Below are 16,444 nucleotides of genomic sequence, written 5' to 3'. Positions count from 1 at the left end.
GCAACATCGACGCCTCAAACCTACCAACCTTGTACTGGCCACTAACTAATAGAGAATATTTGACCGATCGAATAATAATAAAACATCAACACCAACCCGGATAATAAATATCGTTCAATACATGCAATGCACAATAACTGGACATTCACACAGAAAAAATTGCCACTTATTTGAATCAGGCACCAAAAAACAGCAAAACGCGCACCATAAAAAGGAATAACTTTGTACAGACAAAAAATACAACAATAAAGCGACATACACGACAGGCACATGTATTGCATCAGACTCCGTGCTTGCAACCATAGGAGACCACAATGCAACTCAACCGCCGCGCCCTACTTCCCCTACTGGCATCGACTTTTCTATTTCCGGCCTCGGCCATCTTTGCGGCACCGGCCGATAAAGTGCGCTTTACGCTCGATTGGCGCATTGAAGGCCCCGCAGCACCCTTCTTACTCGCCCGTGACAAAGGATATTTTGCCGAGGAAGGACTGGACGTCAGCATCGACGTCGGTACCGGCTCAGCCGGTGCCGTAACCCGGGTCGCCAGTGGCGCATACGATATCGGTTTTGCCGACTTCAACGCGCTAATCGAGTACGAGGCAAAAACACCCGGTTCAAGGGTGCAAGGGGTGTATATGGTCTACAACACCACGCCGGCAGCCGTCATCAGCCTGAAGAAAACTGCCATCAACCGCCCGGCCGATCTGGCAGGAAAGACGCTGGCGGCGCCTATTTTCGATGCCGGCCGCAAAGGCTGGCCGGCCTTTGCCAAATCCAACCAGCTCGCACCGAATGCCGTGACTTGGCAGACCGTCGAACCCGCATTGCGTGAAACCTTGCTGGCACGCGGCGATGTAGACGCCATCACCGGTTTCTCGTTCACCAGTGTGCTCAATCTGGAGTCTCGTGGCGTCAAGCCCGACGAGATCCGCGTCATGCCTTACGCGACACATGGGGTTGAAGCATACGGCAACACCCTGATTGCCAGCAGTGCGCTGATCCGCGACAAGCCTAAAGTCGTCGCCGGTTTTGTCCGAGCCTTCAACCGTGCGCTAAAGGAAACCCTGGCCAATCCTGAGGCGGCTGTTACACATGTCAAACGGCAGGACCCGCTAATCAACGAGGCCCTTGAGTTACGCCGTCTGAAACTCGCACTGGCCGCATGCGTCGTCACCCCCGAAACGCGAAGCGCCGGACTCGGAGCGGTCAATCCCGAGCGCATGCGTCGCGCGATCGAGGAAACCTCAACCGCGTACGGACTCAGTTCGACTCCCGCAGCAGAGGTGCTCTATACCAGTGCATTCCTGCCCCCAAAACCGGTGCGTATGATCAAGTGAGGTGCAACATGGCATTTGTTCAATTTGAGAATGTCAGTCTGGCCTATCAGCCAGGCGGTCAGACCGCCATCGAGAATGTCAGCTTCAAGGTGGATGAAAATGCGTTTGTGGCCGTCGTCGGTCCGTCCGGTTGCGGCAAGTCTACGCTCATGAAACTGGTCAGTGGACTGAAGCCCGCGAGCGAAGGCTACGTCTACGTTGGCAACCGCGAGGTCACGGGTCCGCTGGGCATTGTCGGCATGGCTTTTCAGCAGGCAAACCTGCTGCCGTGGCGCACGACCTTGCAGAACGTGATGTTGCCACTTGAAATCGTCGAACCCTTCCGCTCCCAACAGAAGCGGCAGCGCTGCGAGCATGAGGCAATGGCGCGTGCCCTGCTGGCCAAGGTCGGACTAGCAGGGTGCGAAGACAAATTTCCATGGGAGCTTTCCGGCGGCATGCAGCAGCGCGCCTCGATCTGCCGGGCACTGATCCACAAACCTAGGCTCCTGATGCTCGATGAACCCTTCGGCGCACTTGATGCCTTCACCCGCGAGGAGCTTTGGTGCCTGATGCGTGATTTGTGGCAAAGCGAGCCGTTCACCGCCATTCTGGTCACCCATGATCTGCGGGAGGCGGTCTTTCTCGCCGATCGCGTCATTGTCATGAGCCCGAAGCCGGGCCGCATCATCGACGACCGATTGGTCGATCTGCCCCGACCACGCCCGCTCGAACTTTGCTATAGCGAAGCCTTCGCAGAACATGTCCATGCATTGCGCTGCCAAATTGGCCACGCCCGCCAATCCTGAGGAAACACCATGCCCCCCTCCCTGATCATTCGCGCAGCCCCTGTACTCTTGCTGTTAGCCCTGCTCGGCGTTTGGCATCTGGCTTGTACCGCGCTGGCCATTCCCGACTTCCTGCTTCCCTCTCCCATGGCGGTCTGGCACGCCGGTGTCGATGCTTTCGATCCGATCATGATGCATGCACAGCAGACTTTGCTGACAACACTTGGCGGTTTTGCGCTCGCCGTCATCGTCGGCTTATTGCTGGGCATCGCCGTTGGCATTTCACCGCTGATCTACCGTGCCTGCTACCCTTTAATGGTCGGTTTCAACAGCATTCCCAAGGTTGCCTTCGTCCCGGTCCTGGTCGTATGGTTCGGCATTGGCACCATACCAGCCATCATCACCGCATTCCTGATCTCGTTCTTCCCGATCGTCGTCAACGTCGCCACGGGCCTATCCACTCTTGAACCCGAGCTTGAAGATGTACTGCGCTCACTCGGCGCAAGCCGCTTCGACATTCTGAGAAAAGTCGCGATTCCACGCGCCCTGCCTTACTTCTTTGCCTCGCTCAAGGTGTCGATCACGCTGGCCTTCGTCGGGTCCGTCATTGCCGAGACCGTCGCGTCTAACCTGGGAATCGGTTACCTGATGATGTCTGCCAGTTCGACTATGAACATGGCACTGGTCTTCGCCGGTCTTGCGGTCATTGGGGCGATGGGGGTTGTGATGTACGCGTTCTTCTCCCAAGCCGAGCAGCACTTTACCGCTTGGGCCCACCGTGGCACGCATGCGCCCTAAGCGTTGCCATACTTGCTCCCGAAAGATGTAGGATATCGAGACGAGGGCCGCCGGTGGCGTCAGGTAGAACGACAACTTGGTGATCGCTTTAAAAAAACCGCTGCAGCTGCAGCGGTTTTTATTTGGAACGTCCAGCACGCGCAACGGGGCTAACGAAAGTGGCCAGTCTGCTAACGCGGAGCTGGAAATACTACACGAGTCCGGCAAGGGGAATCGTTAGCTGAACGGAAAGTGTGGACATATGGTAGCGTAAAAAAAGGCTATGCCCCCGTTACGAGTTGGCACCGATAGGTGTGGCTTTGGGTCCGCTGCGCGAACACTTTTTACTTGCCGTTTGCGCACAGTGAACTGGGATGGGCGGCATGAGCAATAATAAGCACCAACCCGCAACTACAGTATCGCCCACAAGAAAGGCCAATATGAAAAACCAAGACAGCCTGCTCATATTCTGGTTTGGCGAATCAGGCGACGATTCCCTAACCACCACCACACAAGCAGCGCTGTGGTCAGACACCGATGCGGCCATACGCCAGCGCTTCGCGCCACTACTGCCTGCTGCACGCAAGGGCAAGCGAGTCAGAGGCTTACTGGACAAGGCATTGCAGATGCGCAGGCAGGCTTTGCAACGGTAGCAGCGTAAGCCACGCTGCCAGCCCCAGCCAATGAGTTGCTGGGCAGGCGCAGCACAATGCGGGTATGCATTCAGAGCGGGGAACAATTCTGCCAGCACGTCATGCTGTGATGGATCTTGCAATGCGAATTAAAAGGAGGCTCTCTGTTTAGTGCTAAGCGTAGCAAGCTGAACAAGCAGACGCTGAAAGGAATGGGGGTCCATCATCGCGCTCCTGACGTGGTATCTGCTTCAGCTTAGCTGACCAACTCGCAATTGGGACCTAGCCTAAAAAAAGGCGGGTAGCCCCGCCGCCTAATCAATAAGTTTCGGCCCTATGCCATGCGCTCAGAAAGCCGCCATCATCAGTACAGCCCCCGAGGCAGCAATCGCGGCCCCCAACATGCGCAGCATGCCGGATACCTTCAGCGCGCCGTGACCGACGGCCAGACCTGAGGCGTGCAACAAGGCGCTCGCCAGCATAAAGCCCGAGGCATAGGCGGCCGCACTGGCTTTGCCTGGCATCTCCAGCCCGTGCGCGATACCGTGCCACAGCGCGAAAAAGCCAATGCCAGCTAGCGCGAGCGCTGTGGGTACCCGGGCCACGGAAACCACCAGTAGCCCCGCCAGCATGACCGATAGCGCGATGCCGCTCTCCAACGCGGGCAGGCCGATGCCTAACATCCCAAGCATACCGCCCGCAGCCAGAGCCAGTACGAAAGTAAGTGGCCCTTGCCAGCGGACACGCCCACCCTGCTGCGCCGCCCACAGGCCGACAGCAAACATCGCTAGCAGGTGATCGATGCCGGCAAACGGGTGAATCAGCCCCTGAGTGAAGCTATCAGCGCCATGACCGGTATGCGCTTGCGCGAAGTTTGCACTCCCAGCAAGCAGGATAGAAAGCAGAAATTTACGCATGGGGTGCTCCTTGTGCGCTCAAAGCGAGCATACCTTTTTCTTCGATAAAATTAATGATATCCGTCAGGCCGTGCCCGCTTTTCAGGTTGGAGAAGATGAACGGGCGCGTGCCGCGCATCTTTAGCGCGTCGTGTGCCATCACCTCGAGCGACGCACCCACCAGCGGCGCGAGGTCGATCTTGTTGATCACGAGCAAGTCCGACTTGCAGATGCCGGGGCCACCCTTGCGCGGTATCTTGTCGCCCGCCGATACGTCGATTACATAGATCGTCAGGTCTGACAATTCTGGGCTGAACGTCGCTGCCAGATTATCGCCACCGCTCTCGATAAAGATCACGTCAAGGTTGGGATGGCGTGTATTCAGCCGTGCCACTGCCTCGAGGTTGATTGATGCATCCTCGCGGATTGCGGTATGCGGACAACCTCCCGTCTCAACGCCAATGATACGTTCAGGCGGTAGCGCTGCGTTGCGAACCAGAAACTGCGCGTCCTCCTGCGTATAAATGTCATTGGTCACGACGGCAATGTTGTAGCTATCGCGCAGCGCGGTACACAGCGCCAAAGTCAGATGCGTCTTACCCGAGCCGACCGGCCCGCCGATGCCAACGCGTAACGGTGCATGTTGCATGCGTGCTTCTCCTTTTGTCTTGAACGACTATCACCGCTTCAGGAGCGGAATAGCCGGCTGTACTGAGTCTCGTGTTGTGCCGCAACCCAGGCCAGCATGGGCGCGAAATTGCTGATATCCTCATCCGCCAGCGTCAGCGCGATCTGCACCGCCTGCGCGATGTCCGGCAGCAACGCAGACAGCAACTGCTGGCCGCTGGTCTGCCCCATCGGCATAGCCTTCATCAGCACCATGACCTGATTTTCCATCCAGCCCCACAGAAAAGACTCGACCGCCTGCGCCGCATCCAGCTCTAGCTGGAACGCCGCGACGGCCCAGGCTACGGGCAACGCGACCGGCCCCCCGGCCAGTACTGCCGGCCAACGCCCCTGCCCTTCGGGCAGCGCCGCCAGCAGCGTCCTGAGCGAGTAGCCCATCTGCTCTGTCTCAGCCCTCATCTCGCTACCGTCGCGGGAGGCCAGCAAACGTGCGTTAAGCGCCACCAACGTTGATGTATCATCGGCATTCAAACTGCACCAGACTCGAACCAGCAGCGCCGCCTCGAAACGCGCCAGCGGCCCGCTCAACACACCAGCGATCCACGCCTGCGCGCTGCGGCTGTCTCTGACCAGCCCCAGTTCGAGCGCACTCTCCAGCCCCTGAGAGTAGCTATATCCACCGATGGGTAGGCTGGGGCTGGCCAGCCTCAGCAGCTGCAATGCAGCAAGATTCACGTTAGCGTCCCCGCCTCATTAAACAGATGCAGCTTCGGGGCGTACTGATAAGTACTGTCCTTGCCGTGCGAGTGGTGGTGGCCGCCACCATAAGCGCCGGTTTCAGGATTGAATGCAGCATCGACCGGCAACGGCTGCAAGCCCATCTGTGCCAACATGTCAGCCAGAACGCTATCGGCAGCAATGCGCAGTACACCGTCGCCGACCTCGACATGCACATGGCGATTACCCAGGTGGTAGGCAGCGCGGGCCAGCAGGCGGGCGTCGGACGCCCGCACTTCAATCTGCGCCTCGATAGCCGCCCGCACCCGTACTCTCCGGCCATCGGTAGCCTGCAGTACGTCGCCATCCCGCAGGGGCAAGCCATCGTTGAGAAACAAGCCGGCATCCTCTCCACTACTGGTACGGGTACGCAGTCTATGCTTGCTACGCAACTCGAACGACAGCACCAACTCAGCATCATGCCCCTCTCCAGCAGGGGCAAAGGCATTGATCAACAGCATCGCATCACCTCAGAACAGGAAATAGCGCTGCGCCAGCGGCAGCACCTCGGCTGGCTCGCACCACAGCAACTGGCCATCGGCAAAGACGCGGTAGTTCTGCGGATCCACCGTGATGTGTGGCAGGTAGCTGTTGTGGATCAGGTCGGTTTTCTTAACGTTGCGGCAGCCCTTGACCGCAACCAGGCGCTTTTTCAGCCCCAGCGCGTCGCCGATGCCGGCGGCCAGCGCCGCTTGCGACACGAAGGTGACGCTACCCTGCGCCACGGCGAGGCCGTAGCTGCCGAACATCGGCCGGTAGTGCACCGGCTGTGGCGTTGGAATACTGGCATTGGCGTCGCCCATCGCGGCGGCAGCGATCATGCCGCCCTTGAGAATCTGCGATGGTTTGACACCGAAGAATGCCGGCCTCCACAACACCAGATCCGCCAGCTTGCCCACCTCGACGCTGCCGACCTCGTGTGCGACACCGTGCGTGATTGCCGGATTGATCGTGTACTTGGCGATATAACGCTTGATACGTGCGTTATCAGAACCGGGAGCATCACCCGGCAATGGTCCGCGCTGGCGGCGCATTTTGTCGGCACTTTGCCAGCAGCGCAGGATGGTCTCCCCCACCCTCCCCATCGCCTGACTGTCGGACGACATCATCGAGAATGCCCCCAGATCATGCAAAATATCCTCGGCGGCGATGGTCTCGCGCCGGATGCGGCTCTCGGCGAACGCCACGTCCTCGGCAATCGCCGGGTCGAGGTGGTGGCACACCATCAGCATGTCCAGGTGTTCGTCTATGGTGTTGACTGTGAACGGGCGGGTCGGGTTGGTCGAACTGGGCAGCACATTCAGTTCGCCGCACGCCTTGATGATGTCCGGCGCATGCCCGCCGCCAGCACCTTCGGTATGGTAGGTATGAATGGTGCGGCCCTTGAATGCGGCCAGCGTCGTTTCGATAAAGCCTGACTCGTTCAGCGTGTCGGTATGAATCGCGACCTGCACATCCATTGCGTCGGCAACACTCAGGCAATTGTCGATAGATGCGGGGGTCGTACCCCAGTCCTCGTGCAGCTTGAGCCCGATCGCACCGGCCTCGACCTGCTCGATCAGCGGTGCCGGCAAGCTGGCATTACCCTTGCCGGTAAAACCCAGATTCATCGGGAAAGCCTCGGCCGCCCGCAGCATTTGCGCCATATGCCATGGCCCTGGCGTGCAGGTGGTGGCATTCGTACCAGTGGCCGGCCCGGTACCCCCACCAATCATGGTGGTAATACCCGACATCAGTGCCTCCTCGATCTGCTGCGGGCAGATAAAGTGGATGTGGGCGTCTATGCCGCCGGCGGTCACGATCATGCCTTCGGCCGCAATAATTTCGGTCGAGGCGCCGATTACCATCGTTACCGCCGGCTGGATATCCGGATTACCGGCCTTGCCGATGGCGGCAATCCGTCCATGCTTGAGCCCGATATCGGCCTTGCCTATACCCCAGTGATCGATAATCAGCGCATTGGTAATCACCGTATCCATCACCTCGGCAGAGCACGCCTGCCCCTGTCCCTGACCATCGCGTATGACTTTGCCGCCGCCGAACTTCACCTCCTCGCCGTAGACGGTATGATCAAACTCGACTTCTGCCAGCAAATGGGTATCCGCCAGACGCACACGGTCGCCGACAGTCGGGCCGAACATTTCGGCATACGCCGCACGTGAAATTGTCGCCATCGTCAGCCCTCCTGCTCAAGCGCGCCCATCACCCGCCCCTGAAAACCGTAAACCGTGCGGGAGCCAGCCAAAGCCACCAGTTCGACGCTGCGCATCTGGCCGGGCTCGAAGCGGACCGCCGTGCCGGCGGCGATATTGAGCCGGTAGCCGCGCGCAGCGGCACGGTCAAATTCAAGTGCGTCGTTAGTCTCGAAAAAATGGTAGTGCGAGCCGACTTGTACCGGCCGGTCGCCACGATTGGCCACCACGAGCGAGCGGGTGGCACGGCCTGCATTCAGCACGATTGCGGGCGCATCCGCGACCAGAATTTCACCGGGTTTCATTGCACATCTCCGCAACAGGATTTTGAAAAATCGATGGCCCGGGGTGACATGCCCGCCGGTATGCGGCACCCGCAAAGCCCTGCATCAAGTGCGATGTCCGGTGCAGCCGTTTACTTGCCGGTATGGCGTAACGTGTAGTCATAGGATGATGAGTCTCAGACAATGGGCTGGTGAACGGTGACCAGTTTGGTGCCGTCTGGGAAAGTGGCCTCGACCTGAATCTCGGCGATCAGCTCGGCCACCCCTTCCATCACATCGTCACGGCTAAGCAAGGTGGTGCCGGTGTGCATCAGTTCGGATACCCGCTGCCCGTCTCGTGCCCCTTCCATAATGGCGGCGCTCAGATAAGCGACCGCCTCCGGGTAATTGAGCTTGAGGCCACGTGCGCGACGGCGCTCGGCCAGCAAGGCAGCGGTGAAGATCAACAGCTTGTCTTTTTCGCGCGGGGTCAGTTCCATAACGGGCTTTCGTGTAGGGTTTGCACAAATTTAGCAAGCCGCGTGCCAAGAACTCAGGTAGCCCAAATGCGCGGGGCAACCGCCTCCACGCCGAGCGTGAACGGGCGCAACTGCTGCCACAAGCCTGTAATCCATGCCTGCGCCGCTTCTGCCGAGTGGGTAAGACAGCGGGCAACAAACACGTCAGGTAATTGCGACACCCCGGCACGTCCGACACAGGGATAGGCCCGGCAAGCGTCAAGCAAGGCTTCCGGCAAGGCGGGACCAGCCCACAGCAACAAGCCCGTCACGGTATGGCCGTCCATGCCGACTGGCGAGGAGAACTGCGCATCATCCCCTTTGAGCGCATTGTGTTCACACCAAAGCAGCGCATCATCGCGCCAGACCTCAACCGTCTGGCGCCAGCATCCATGTGCGAATGGCTCGGCCGAAGCCGGGCGCCCCAGACAAACCACATCCGAATACAGCAACACGGCATCGCGGGCCAAATCAAAACGTGCAGCTAATTCCACGTCGGCGCCATTAAACAAAATGGTTTCCAATGGCAGCCATTCCAGCGATGCACCTGCACCGATGCGGGCGGAAACACGTTGGGTCGCGCGCCGGCCAAAGCCCTGATACCACTTGGCTGCACCAGGGCTCGTCAGCAATGCCCGGCTGCCCGCTGCCAGATCAAGCTCAAGGGTCAGGCTGTCGCCGCCGGCAATACCGCCAGGCGGGTGAACCACGATGTGCTGGCACACACCCGATGGCTCGGTAAAATGCTTTTGCACCCGTAGCGGCCCTATATGGCGCCGGTGCACAGGGATGGTGCACGCCTCACGCCGCGCATAGGCCAACTCCAGACGCGCATCCCAACCTGACTCCAGCGTGCAGTTTTCCATTCGGTCGCGCTGCATGTCAGATCGCCAACAATTCGCGTACGCCGTCAGTCGCCATTGCGCTACCGGCTCCCGCTTGCACGACTTCACCGCGCGACATCACCACATAACGGTCAGCCAGCGCTTCGGCAAAGTCGTAATACTGTTCAACCAGCACGATTGCCATTTCCCCGCGGACGGCCAAGCTGCGGATTACCGCACCGATTTCCTTGATAATGGACGGCTGGATACCCTCGGTTGGCTCGTCAAGAATCAACAATGATGGCTGGCTAATCAGCGCCCGCCCTATCGCCAGTTGCTGCTGCTGGCCGCCGGAGAGGTCGCCACCACGGCGCTGCGCCATATCCTTGAGCACAGGAAACATGTCATAGACCGTGTCGGGGATCTCGCGCCCGGCGCGCCCGCTGAAACGTGCCAGCCCCATTTTCAGGTTTTCCTCTACCGTCAGCCGGGCAAAAATCTCCCGCCCTTGCGGCACATAGGCAACGCCGCGCGCCACGCGTGCGTGCGGCGTCAGGCCGTTCAGACTCACCCCCTGCCAGCTGATCTTGCCACTGCGTGCCGGCAGCTGCCCCATCAGGCAGCGAAGCAAGGTGCTTTTGCCGACCCCGTTGCGCCCGAGCACGCAGGTCACCTCGCCGACTTTCGCCTCGAACGACACGTCGCGCAGGATATGGCTGCCGCCGTAATACTGGTTAAGTTTTTCCACTTTCAACATAATCAGCGCCCCAGATACACCTCGATGACCCGCTCGTCCGCCTGCACCTGCGCAAGCGACCCCTCTGCCAGCACCGCGCCTTCCGCCAGCACGGTGACTCGCTCGGCGATGCTGCCGACAAAAGCCATATCGTGCTCAACCACCATCAGCGAGTGCCGCCCCTTGAGCGAGCACAACAACTCTGCCGTCTTTTCGGTTTCGGCATCGGTCATGCCGGCGACCGGCTCATCCAGCAACAGCAGTTTCGGATCCTGAGCAAGCAGCATGCCGATTTCCAGCCACTGCTTCTGGCCATGTGACAACAAGCCGGCCAGGCGGTGACTGAATTCGGCCAGACGCGTAATCTGCAGCAACTCGTCAATGCGGTCATGCTGCACACCTGACAAGCGGTAACGCAGACTGGCCCAAACCCCCTTGTCGCCGGACAGAGCCAGCGCCAGGTTATCGGCAACACTCATCGCCTCGAACACGGTCGGCTTCTGAAACTTGCGCCCGATGCCCATGCGCGCAATCTGAGCTTCGCGATGGCGGGTCAGATCTATTGTCTCGCCAAAAAACACATCTCCGGAGTCGGGCCGGGTCTTGCCGGTAATTACATCCATCATCGTGGTCTTGCCGGCACCATTGGGACCGATCACACAACGCAACTCGCCCACGCCGATTTCCAGGCTAAGGTGATTAAGCGCGCGAAAGCCATCGAATGAGACGCACACATCCTGCAGATACAGGATCTGGCCGTGACTGGTATCCAGCCCGGTACTGACCAGATGGGCAAGACCGCTGGTTTCGCCCGCCCAGCTTGGCGTCAAGGTCTCGATCTCGGGCGGCAGGTGCGGAATACTCATGATGTTTTGTCCTCACCGCGCCGGACCAGCCCCATCAGGCCGCGCGGCAGCAGCAAGGTGGCAGCAATAAACAGGAAGCCGAGGAAGAACAGCCAATACTCAGGAAAGGCGACGGTGAACCAGCTCTTGGCGCCATTCACGACAAACGCCCCCAGAATCGGGCCGAGCAAGGTGCCACGCCCGCCCAGCGCGACCCAGATCGCCACCTCGATCGAGTTGGCCGGGCTCATCTCGCCGGGGTTGATGATGCCGACCTGCGGCACATAAAGCGCACCGGCCAGCCCGGCGAGCATGGCCGACAGCACCCAGATCGCCAGCTTGAAGCGCACCGGGTCGTAGCCACAGAACATCAGCCGGTTCTCGGCGTCGCGCACAGCGGTCAGGATGCGACCGAAGCGCGAATTCACCAGCCACAGACTGCCGGCAAGGCTGCCGGCCAGCAGCAGGACCGACAGGACAAACAGCACGGCACGGGTCTCGGGCGCCGCGATGGCGTAACCGGCAATGCGCTTGAAGTCGGTAAAACCGTTATTGCCGCCAAAGCCGGTCTCGTTGCGGAAAAAGAGCAGCATGGCCGCGTAAGTCAGCGCCTGCGTGATGATGGAGAAGTACACGCCCTTGATGCGCGAGCGAAAGGCCAGAAAGCCGAACACCAGCGCCAGCAAACCCGGCACAGCCACCACCAGCAACAGCACCCAGGCGAGACTGTCGCTGCCCCACCAAAACCAAGGCAAAGTGTGCCAGTCGAGAAACACCATAAAGTCCGGCAGCGCGCTCTGGTAATTGCCTTCACGGCCGATGCCGCGCATCAAGTACATGCCTATCGCGTAGCCGCCGAGGGCAAAGAACAGCCCATGGCCGAGACTAAGCAGGCCGGTATAGCCCCAGACCAGGTCGAGCGCGAGCGCGAGTACGGCAAAGCATACAATCTTGCCCAGCAAAGTCAGCGTATAGGCGGAGACATACCATGCCGAATCGGGCGCGACGTACACATGCGATAACGGCAGCGCCAGTGCCAGCATGAGCAGCAATACGACCATGACGCGCGTCAACGCCGGGCCAAGCTGCGCCATCAGGCGCAGGGTGAGAGGTTGGTGCATGGTATTGCTCCTAATCGGTCACCCGCCCCTTAAGGGCGAACAGGCCCTGCGGGCGCTTCTGGATAAACAGGATGATGAAGGCGAGAATCAGAATCTTGGCAAGCACGGCGCCCAGTGACGGCTCCAGCACTTTGGCCAGGATGCCAAGCCCCATGGCTCCGATGACGGTACCGGCCAGTTGCCCCACCCCGCCCAGCACCACCACCATGAATGAATCGACGATATACGCCTGCCCCAGATCGGGCCCGACATTGCCGATCTGCGACAGAGCCACGCCGCCAAGGCCGGCGATGGCAGAGCCCAGCCCGAAAGCCAGCATATCGACGCGCGCCGTAGCAACGCCTACGCTATCAGCCATGCGCCGGTTCTGCGTCACCGCGCGCACAAACAAACCCAGACGCGTGCGATTAAGCAGCAGCCAGGTCACCAGCAATACCAGCACGACAAACGCAATGATCGCGATGCGGTTGTAAGGCAGCGTCAGCATCGGCGTCAGCATATAGCCACCGGATAACCAGCCCGGGTTGGCGACTTCGACGTTCTGCGCGCCAAAGACGACCCGCACGGCCTGCATCAGCATCAGGCTGATGCCCCAGGTCGCCAGCAGCGTCTCCAGCGGCCGGCCGTACAAATGACGGATGACCAGTCGCTCGAGTGCCATCCCGACCACAAAGGTCAGCGCAAATGCCACCGGCAAGGCTGCGAGCAGGTAATAGTCGAAAGCATCCGGCAGATAAGCACGAAACAAGTTCTGTACTACATAGGTTGCGTAGGCGCCCAGCATCAGCATCTCGCCATGCGCCATATTGATGACGCCCAGCAAGCCGTAAGTGATGGCCAACCCCAAGGCCGCCAGCAACAGCACCGAACCCAGACTGATGCCACTGAATGCATTGCCGACCAGATTCCAGCTGAATTCGCGCGCCTCGATCGCGGCAGAGGCCGTTTTGGCCGCCTGCGCGACTGCCCCGTCCGTATCCCGTGTCAGCGGCTCAAGCAAAGCCAGCGTTGCCGCATCCTTGCTCTCGCCTAAGGTGGCAATCGCCGCCAGCCGCACAGCCTTGTCATCGCTGACCAGCGCCAGACGCGCCCCGGCCTCGGATAACAACGCGCTCACCTGCGCATCGCGCTCCAGCGCCTGGCGCTGCTGCAGCAAGGGCAACAAGGCGGCATTGCCCGCATCGCGAATCGCCACTACGGCACCGCTGCGTACGGCTGGGTCGGCATCACCCAAGGCACCGGCAGCACGATAGACCTCGATCGCGCTACGGATGCGGTTATTGACCACCAGTGCTTCGGCATCGTCCGGCAAGATTGAAGGCCGGCCACTGGCAAGCTCGGTGATGGCCTCGCCGCTTTGCTGCCAGATGCGCCCATCCGGCGTGGCAAATAGCTCGCCGTTTTCCAGCGCCACAAGTGCCGCCGCACGTGTGGCGTCTGGCGCCACTGCCCAGCTCGAAATCAGCTCGGCCCGCGCCGTCGCGTCGGTCGTCGCCAACTGTGCGGCGGGCGACGCCGCCCAAGCGCCCCCCGCGACGAGCCAGACAAGGGCGCCAATCAGACGTTTAAACATTGAAGTCTCCATGCGATAGCGCCGGATGAGCCAGATGGCACCGCCACCTGGCCTTGCATCTGCCGGCTACGCTGCAACAGGTTCAAGCCTAGGCCCGAACCCCTGTCAAGTCCGCCTGACGGCTTACAGCTTGGTCTTCACCGGTGTATCAGGCTTGCCGGCATTACCCGGGATGTATGGACTCCATGGCTGTGCGCGTACCGGCGCCGGTGTTTTCCATACCACCGAGAACTGACCGTTAGGCTGTACTTCACCTATCATCACCGGCTTGTGCAGATGGTGGTTCTTCGCGTCCATCTGCAACACCATGCCGCTAGGCGCCTTAAAGCTCATGCCGGCCATCGCTTTTCTGACCGCATCCACCTCGGTCGTACCAGCCTTTTTCACTGCGTCGGCCCACATATTGATGCCGACGTAGGTCGCCTCCATCGGGTCGTTGGTCACCAGCTTGTCGGCGTTGGCCAGGCCTTTCTTCTTCGCCCACGCCTTGTAATCCTTCACCCACTGGCTGTTGACCGGATTTTTCACCGACATGAAGTAGTTCCATGCCGCCAGATGCCCGACCAGCGGCTTGGTGTCGATCCCCTTGAGTTCTTCCTCGCCGACCGAGAACGCCACCACCGGCACGTCGGTCGCCTTCACCCCCTGGTTACCCAGTTCCTTGTAGAACGGCACATTAGAGTCACCGTTGATGGTCGAGACCACGGCGGTCTTGCCGCCGGCAGAGAACTTCTTGATATTGCCGACGATGGTCTGGTAGTCACTGTGACCGAACGGGGTATATACCTCGAGAATGTCGCCATCCTTCACCCCTTTGCTCTTGAGGAAGGCGCGCAGAATCTTGTTGGTGGTGCGCGGGTAGACGTAGTCGGTCCCCAGCAGGACAAAGCGCTTGGCAGCGCCGCCATCCTTGCTCATCAGGTACTCGACGGCGGGAATGGCCTGCTGGTTAGGCGCTGCGCCGGTGTAGTAGACGTTAGGCGACAACTCCTCCCCCTCATACTGCACCGGGTAGAACAAGAGACCGTTCATCTCCTCGAACACCGGCAGCACCGACTTCCTGGACACCGACGTCCAGCAGCCGAAGGTCGCCACCACCTTGTCCTTGCTCAACAGCTGACGTGCCTTCTCGGCAAACAACGGCCAGTTGGATGCCGGGTCGACGACCACTGGCTCAAGTTTCTTGCCCAGCACCCCGCCCTTGGCATTGATCTGATCGATGGTGAACAGCGCCATGTCTTTGAGCGAGGTTTCGGAAATTGCCATGGTGCCGGACAGCGAATGCAGGATGCCGACCTTGATCGTATCGGTGGCGGCAAATGCGCTGGATGCCCCGCAGGCGAAAAGCGAAGCGGCGATAACAGACTGCTGGAGAAACTGACGGCGTGTAGACATGAATGCCTCCCTGGTTGGCGTGCAAAATTGTTGCAATGCAAGATCAGACTAGGGGCTCTGTGCCACATCAGGAATACGTCGAATAACGCATAAGCACCACTTGGCAGACAGCTACAGGCTGTTGCCCTGCTGGCACAGCCATTACCGGGCATGCTTTTTGCTAAATAACAGCAGGAGCAAGAAGCCCATGCAGACAGAAAAACAGTGACACACACCCGGAACAGGGCAGTCCTCCATCAGGGAACGTAATGCAGCACCTGTATACACCCAGCCGCAAGCGGTGCAGCCAGGCATGCAAGCGAACAGGAAAAACTGTGATACGACTTGCTTGCAGCAGGCTCAATGATGGCGCACAGCGCCACAACACATGGAAGGCATGTCAGATGAAGGTACCCGTCGTGTTTTTCATTGAGTTAACAGAGACTCAGGCTCTGCTACACGAGATATTGGAGGTCGCCAGAAAACGGACACATAGCGCTGCCCAGCCATCACTGCCGATAGCGCAGTTAAGAACAGCCTCTAGCAGCGGGCATGTATTGTCAGGCATGAACACCGATGTCAGCCGCACAAAAAGACAGCCTATGCCGGAAGCCCCCCCCCAGATCGTGCTGCAACAAGCCGATGAACATGCAGTACGGCAGCTATTAAATAACTGGATTTACTCAGCCAATGCGCTACTGGAGGCATGCGACCCGCCAGACACACTTTTCGGCCCAAGCCCAGCAGGACTGCCGCCAGCGCATCCGAATAGCAGAGAGTCCCCCGTCAATCGGGACTCAGTAATCGCGACACTGATGCAGCGTTATGCCCTAACCCGGCGAGAAGCCGAAGTCCTGCACTGGCTTAGCTTCGGCAAAACCAACCGCGATATCGCCGACATCCTCGGCGTGAGTCCGCGCACAATCAACAAGCACTTGGAACATATTTTCGGTAAGTTGAATGTCGAAACGCGTACCGCGGCGGCGGCATTGGCCTTAAAAACTGGGTAGTCAGTCCGCACATCGGGCGACAATCTCTCCTGAGAGAAGCCAACACCCATACTGCAGCTACGCCACCAGTGGCCATTTTCAAATTGACAACAATCCGGCGGAGAACGCTATCAGCCCTCTTGCCATTGGCAAGGTGGGGTGGCTAATCCCTTACTGCCCATGAGCCACCCCT

General features: G+C 59.6%; 19 protein-coding genes. 6 read left to right on the top strand and 13 right to left on the bottom strand.

Going from position 1 to position 16,444, the window contains the following annotated elements; all coding sequences use genetic code 11:
- The first annotated feature begins 314 nt into the window (after positions 1-314).
- The 4 genes from GQF02_RS08800 (at position 315) to GQF02_RS16210 (ending at position 3,537) form a co-directional block, all read left to right on the top strand.
- Positions 315-1,340 (top strand): ABC transporter substrate-binding protein, encoded by a 1,026-nt coding sequence (locus GQF02_RS08800; RefSeq protein ID WP_160796453.1) that lies wholly within the window; start codon positions 315-317, stop codon positions 1,338-1,340.
- 8 nt (positions 1,341-1,348) lie between these two features.
- Positions 1,349-2,128: an ABC transporter ATP-binding protein gene (locus GQF02_RS08795; protein WP_124734607.1), complete on the top strand. Its 780-nt coding sequence runs from the start codon at positions 1,349-1,351 to the stop codon at positions 2,126-2,128.
- A 9-nt stretch (positions 2,129-2,137) separates the two neighbouring features.
- On the top strand, positions 2,138-2,905 hold the full coding sequence (locus GQF02_RS08790; RefSeq protein WP_124734608.1) for an ABC transporter permease: 768 nt from the start codon (positions 2,138-2,140) through the stop codon (positions 2,903-2,905).
- A 419-nt stretch (positions 2,906-3,324) separates the two neighbouring features.
- Positions 3,325-3,537: a DUF924 domain-containing protein gene (locus GQF02_RS16210; protein WP_160796451.1), complete on the top strand. Its 213-nt coding sequence runs from the start codon at positions 3,325-3,327 to the stop codon at positions 3,535-3,537.
- Between the two features lie 326 nt (positions 3,538-3,863).
- Here the strand turns inward: GQF02_RS16210 and GQF02_RS08780 are convergent, their stop codons facing one another.
- The 13 genes from GQF02_RS08780 to urtA all read right to left on the bottom strand — a co-directional run bounded on the left by GQF02_RS08780 (position 3,864) and on the right by urtA (position 15,283).
- On the bottom strand, positions 3,864-4,433 hold the full coding sequence (locus GQF02_RS08780) for a HupE/UreJ family protein (protein ID WP_124734609.1): 570 nt from the start codon (positions 4,431-4,433) through the stop codon (positions 3,864-3,866).
- Complete coding sequence (ureG, locus tag GQF02_RS08775) at positions 4,426-5,061, bottom strand: urease accessory protein UreG (protein WP_124734610.1); 636 nt, start codon at positions 5,059-5,061, stop codon at positions 4,426-4,428. The genes GQF02_RS08780 and ureG overlap by 8 nt, the downstream gene beginning before the upstream one ends.
- Before the next feature lie 38 nt (positions 5,062-5,099).
- Positions 5,100-5,774 (bottom strand): urease accessory UreF family protein, encoded by a 675-nt coding sequence (locus GQF02_RS08770; protein WP_160796449.1) that lies wholly within the window; start codon positions 5,772-5,774, stop codon positions 5,100-5,102.
- Positions 5,771-6,277, bottom strand: a complete 507-nt coding sequence (gene ureE, locus GQF02_RS08765; protein ID WP_160796447.1) for an urease accessory protein UreE — start codon at positions 6,275-6,277, stop codon at positions 5,771-5,773. Before ureE ends, GQF02_RS08770 begins: the two co-directional genes overlap by 4 nt.
- 9 nt (positions 6,278-6,286) lie before the next feature.
- Positions 6,287-7,990 carry an urease subunit alpha gene (gene ureC / locus GQF02_RS08760; protein WP_124734613.1) on the bottom strand — a complete coding sequence of 568 codons (1,704 nt, stop codon included), beginning with the start codon at positions 7,988-7,990 and terminating at the stop codon, positions 6,287-6,289.
- A 2-nt stretch (positions 7,991-7,992) separates the two neighbouring features.
- Positions 7,993-8,313: an urease subunit beta gene (locus GQF02_RS08755; RefSeq protein ID WP_124734614.1), complete on the bottom strand. Its 321-nt coding sequence runs from the start codon at positions 8,311-8,313 to the stop codon at positions 7,993-7,995.
- Positions 8,314-8,468: 155 nt separating this feature from the next.
- The gene (ureA, locus tag GQF02_RS08750) at positions 8,469-8,771 is read right to left on the bottom strand and encodes an urease subunit gamma (RefSeq protein WP_124734615.1); all 303 of its coding nucleotides are present in this window, start codon (positions 8,769-8,771) and stop codon (positions 8,469-8,471) included.
- Positions 8,772-8,824: 53 nt separating this feature from the next.
- Positions 8,825-9,670, bottom strand: a complete 846-nt coding sequence (locus tag GQF02_RS08745) for an urease accessory protein UreD (RefSeq protein ID WP_235930125.1) — start codon at positions 9,668-9,670, stop codon at positions 8,825-8,827.
- Between the two features lies 1 nt (position 9,671).
- Positions 9,672-10,370: an urea ABC transporter ATP-binding subunit UrtE gene (urtE, locus tag GQF02_RS08740; protein ID WP_160796445.1), complete on the bottom strand. Its 699-nt coding sequence runs from the start codon at positions 10,368-10,370 to the stop codon at positions 9,672-9,674.
- A gap of 2 nt (positions 10,371-10,372) precedes the next feature.
- Positions 10,373-11,215, bottom strand: a complete 843-nt coding sequence (gene urtD, locus GQF02_RS08735) for an urea ABC transporter ATP-binding protein UrtD (protein ID WP_160796443.1) — start codon at positions 11,213-11,215, stop codon at positions 10,373-10,375.
- Positions 11,212-12,315, bottom strand: a complete 1,104-nt coding sequence (gene urtC, locus GQF02_RS08730) for an urea ABC transporter permease subunit UrtC (RefSeq protein ID WP_124734618.1) — start codon at positions 12,313-12,315, stop codon at positions 11,212-11,214. The genes urtD and urtC overlap by 4 nt, the downstream gene beginning before the upstream one ends.
- 10 nt (positions 12,316-12,325) lie before the next feature.
- Positions 12,326-13,888, bottom strand: coding sequence for an urea ABC transporter permease subunit UrtB (gene urtB, locus GQF02_RS08725; RefSeq protein WP_220789399.1), 1,563 nt, complete (start codon positions 13,886-13,888; stop codon positions 12,326-12,328).
- Between the two features lie 123 nt (positions 13,889-14,011).
- Entirely contained in the window at positions 14,012-15,283 is a 1,272-nt protein-coding gene (gene urtA, locus GQF02_RS08720) for an urea ABC transporter substrate-binding protein (RefSeq protein WP_160796440.1), read from the bottom strand.
- A gap of 383 nt (positions 15,284-15,666) precedes the next feature.
- Here urtA and GQF02_RS15830 point away from each other — a divergent pair, with 383 nt between their 5' ends.
- Entirely contained in the window at positions 15,667-16,272 is a 606-nt protein-coding gene (locus GQF02_RS15830; protein ID WP_235930123.1) for a response regulator transcription factor, read from the top strand.
- Positions 16,265-16,435, top strand: a complete 171-nt coding sequence (locus GQF02_RS16205; protein WP_160796660.1) for an IS66 family transposase — start codon at positions 16,265-16,267, stop codon at positions 16,433-16,435. The genes GQF02_RS15830 and GQF02_RS16205 overlap by 8 nt, the downstream gene beginning before the upstream one ends.
- Positions 16,436-16,444: the final 9 nt, after the last annotated feature.

Origin of the sequence: Craterilacuibacter sinensis (assembly GCF_009831765.1) — a bacterium.
In the GTDB taxonomy this organism is placed as follows: domain Bacteria; phylum Pseudomonadota; class Gammaproteobacteria; order Burkholderiales; family Chromobacteriaceae; genus Craterilacuibacter; species Craterilacuibacter sinensis.
Note: the sequence above shows the minus strand (reverse complement) of the source record. Positions and strands in the feature narration are given on the sequence as shown.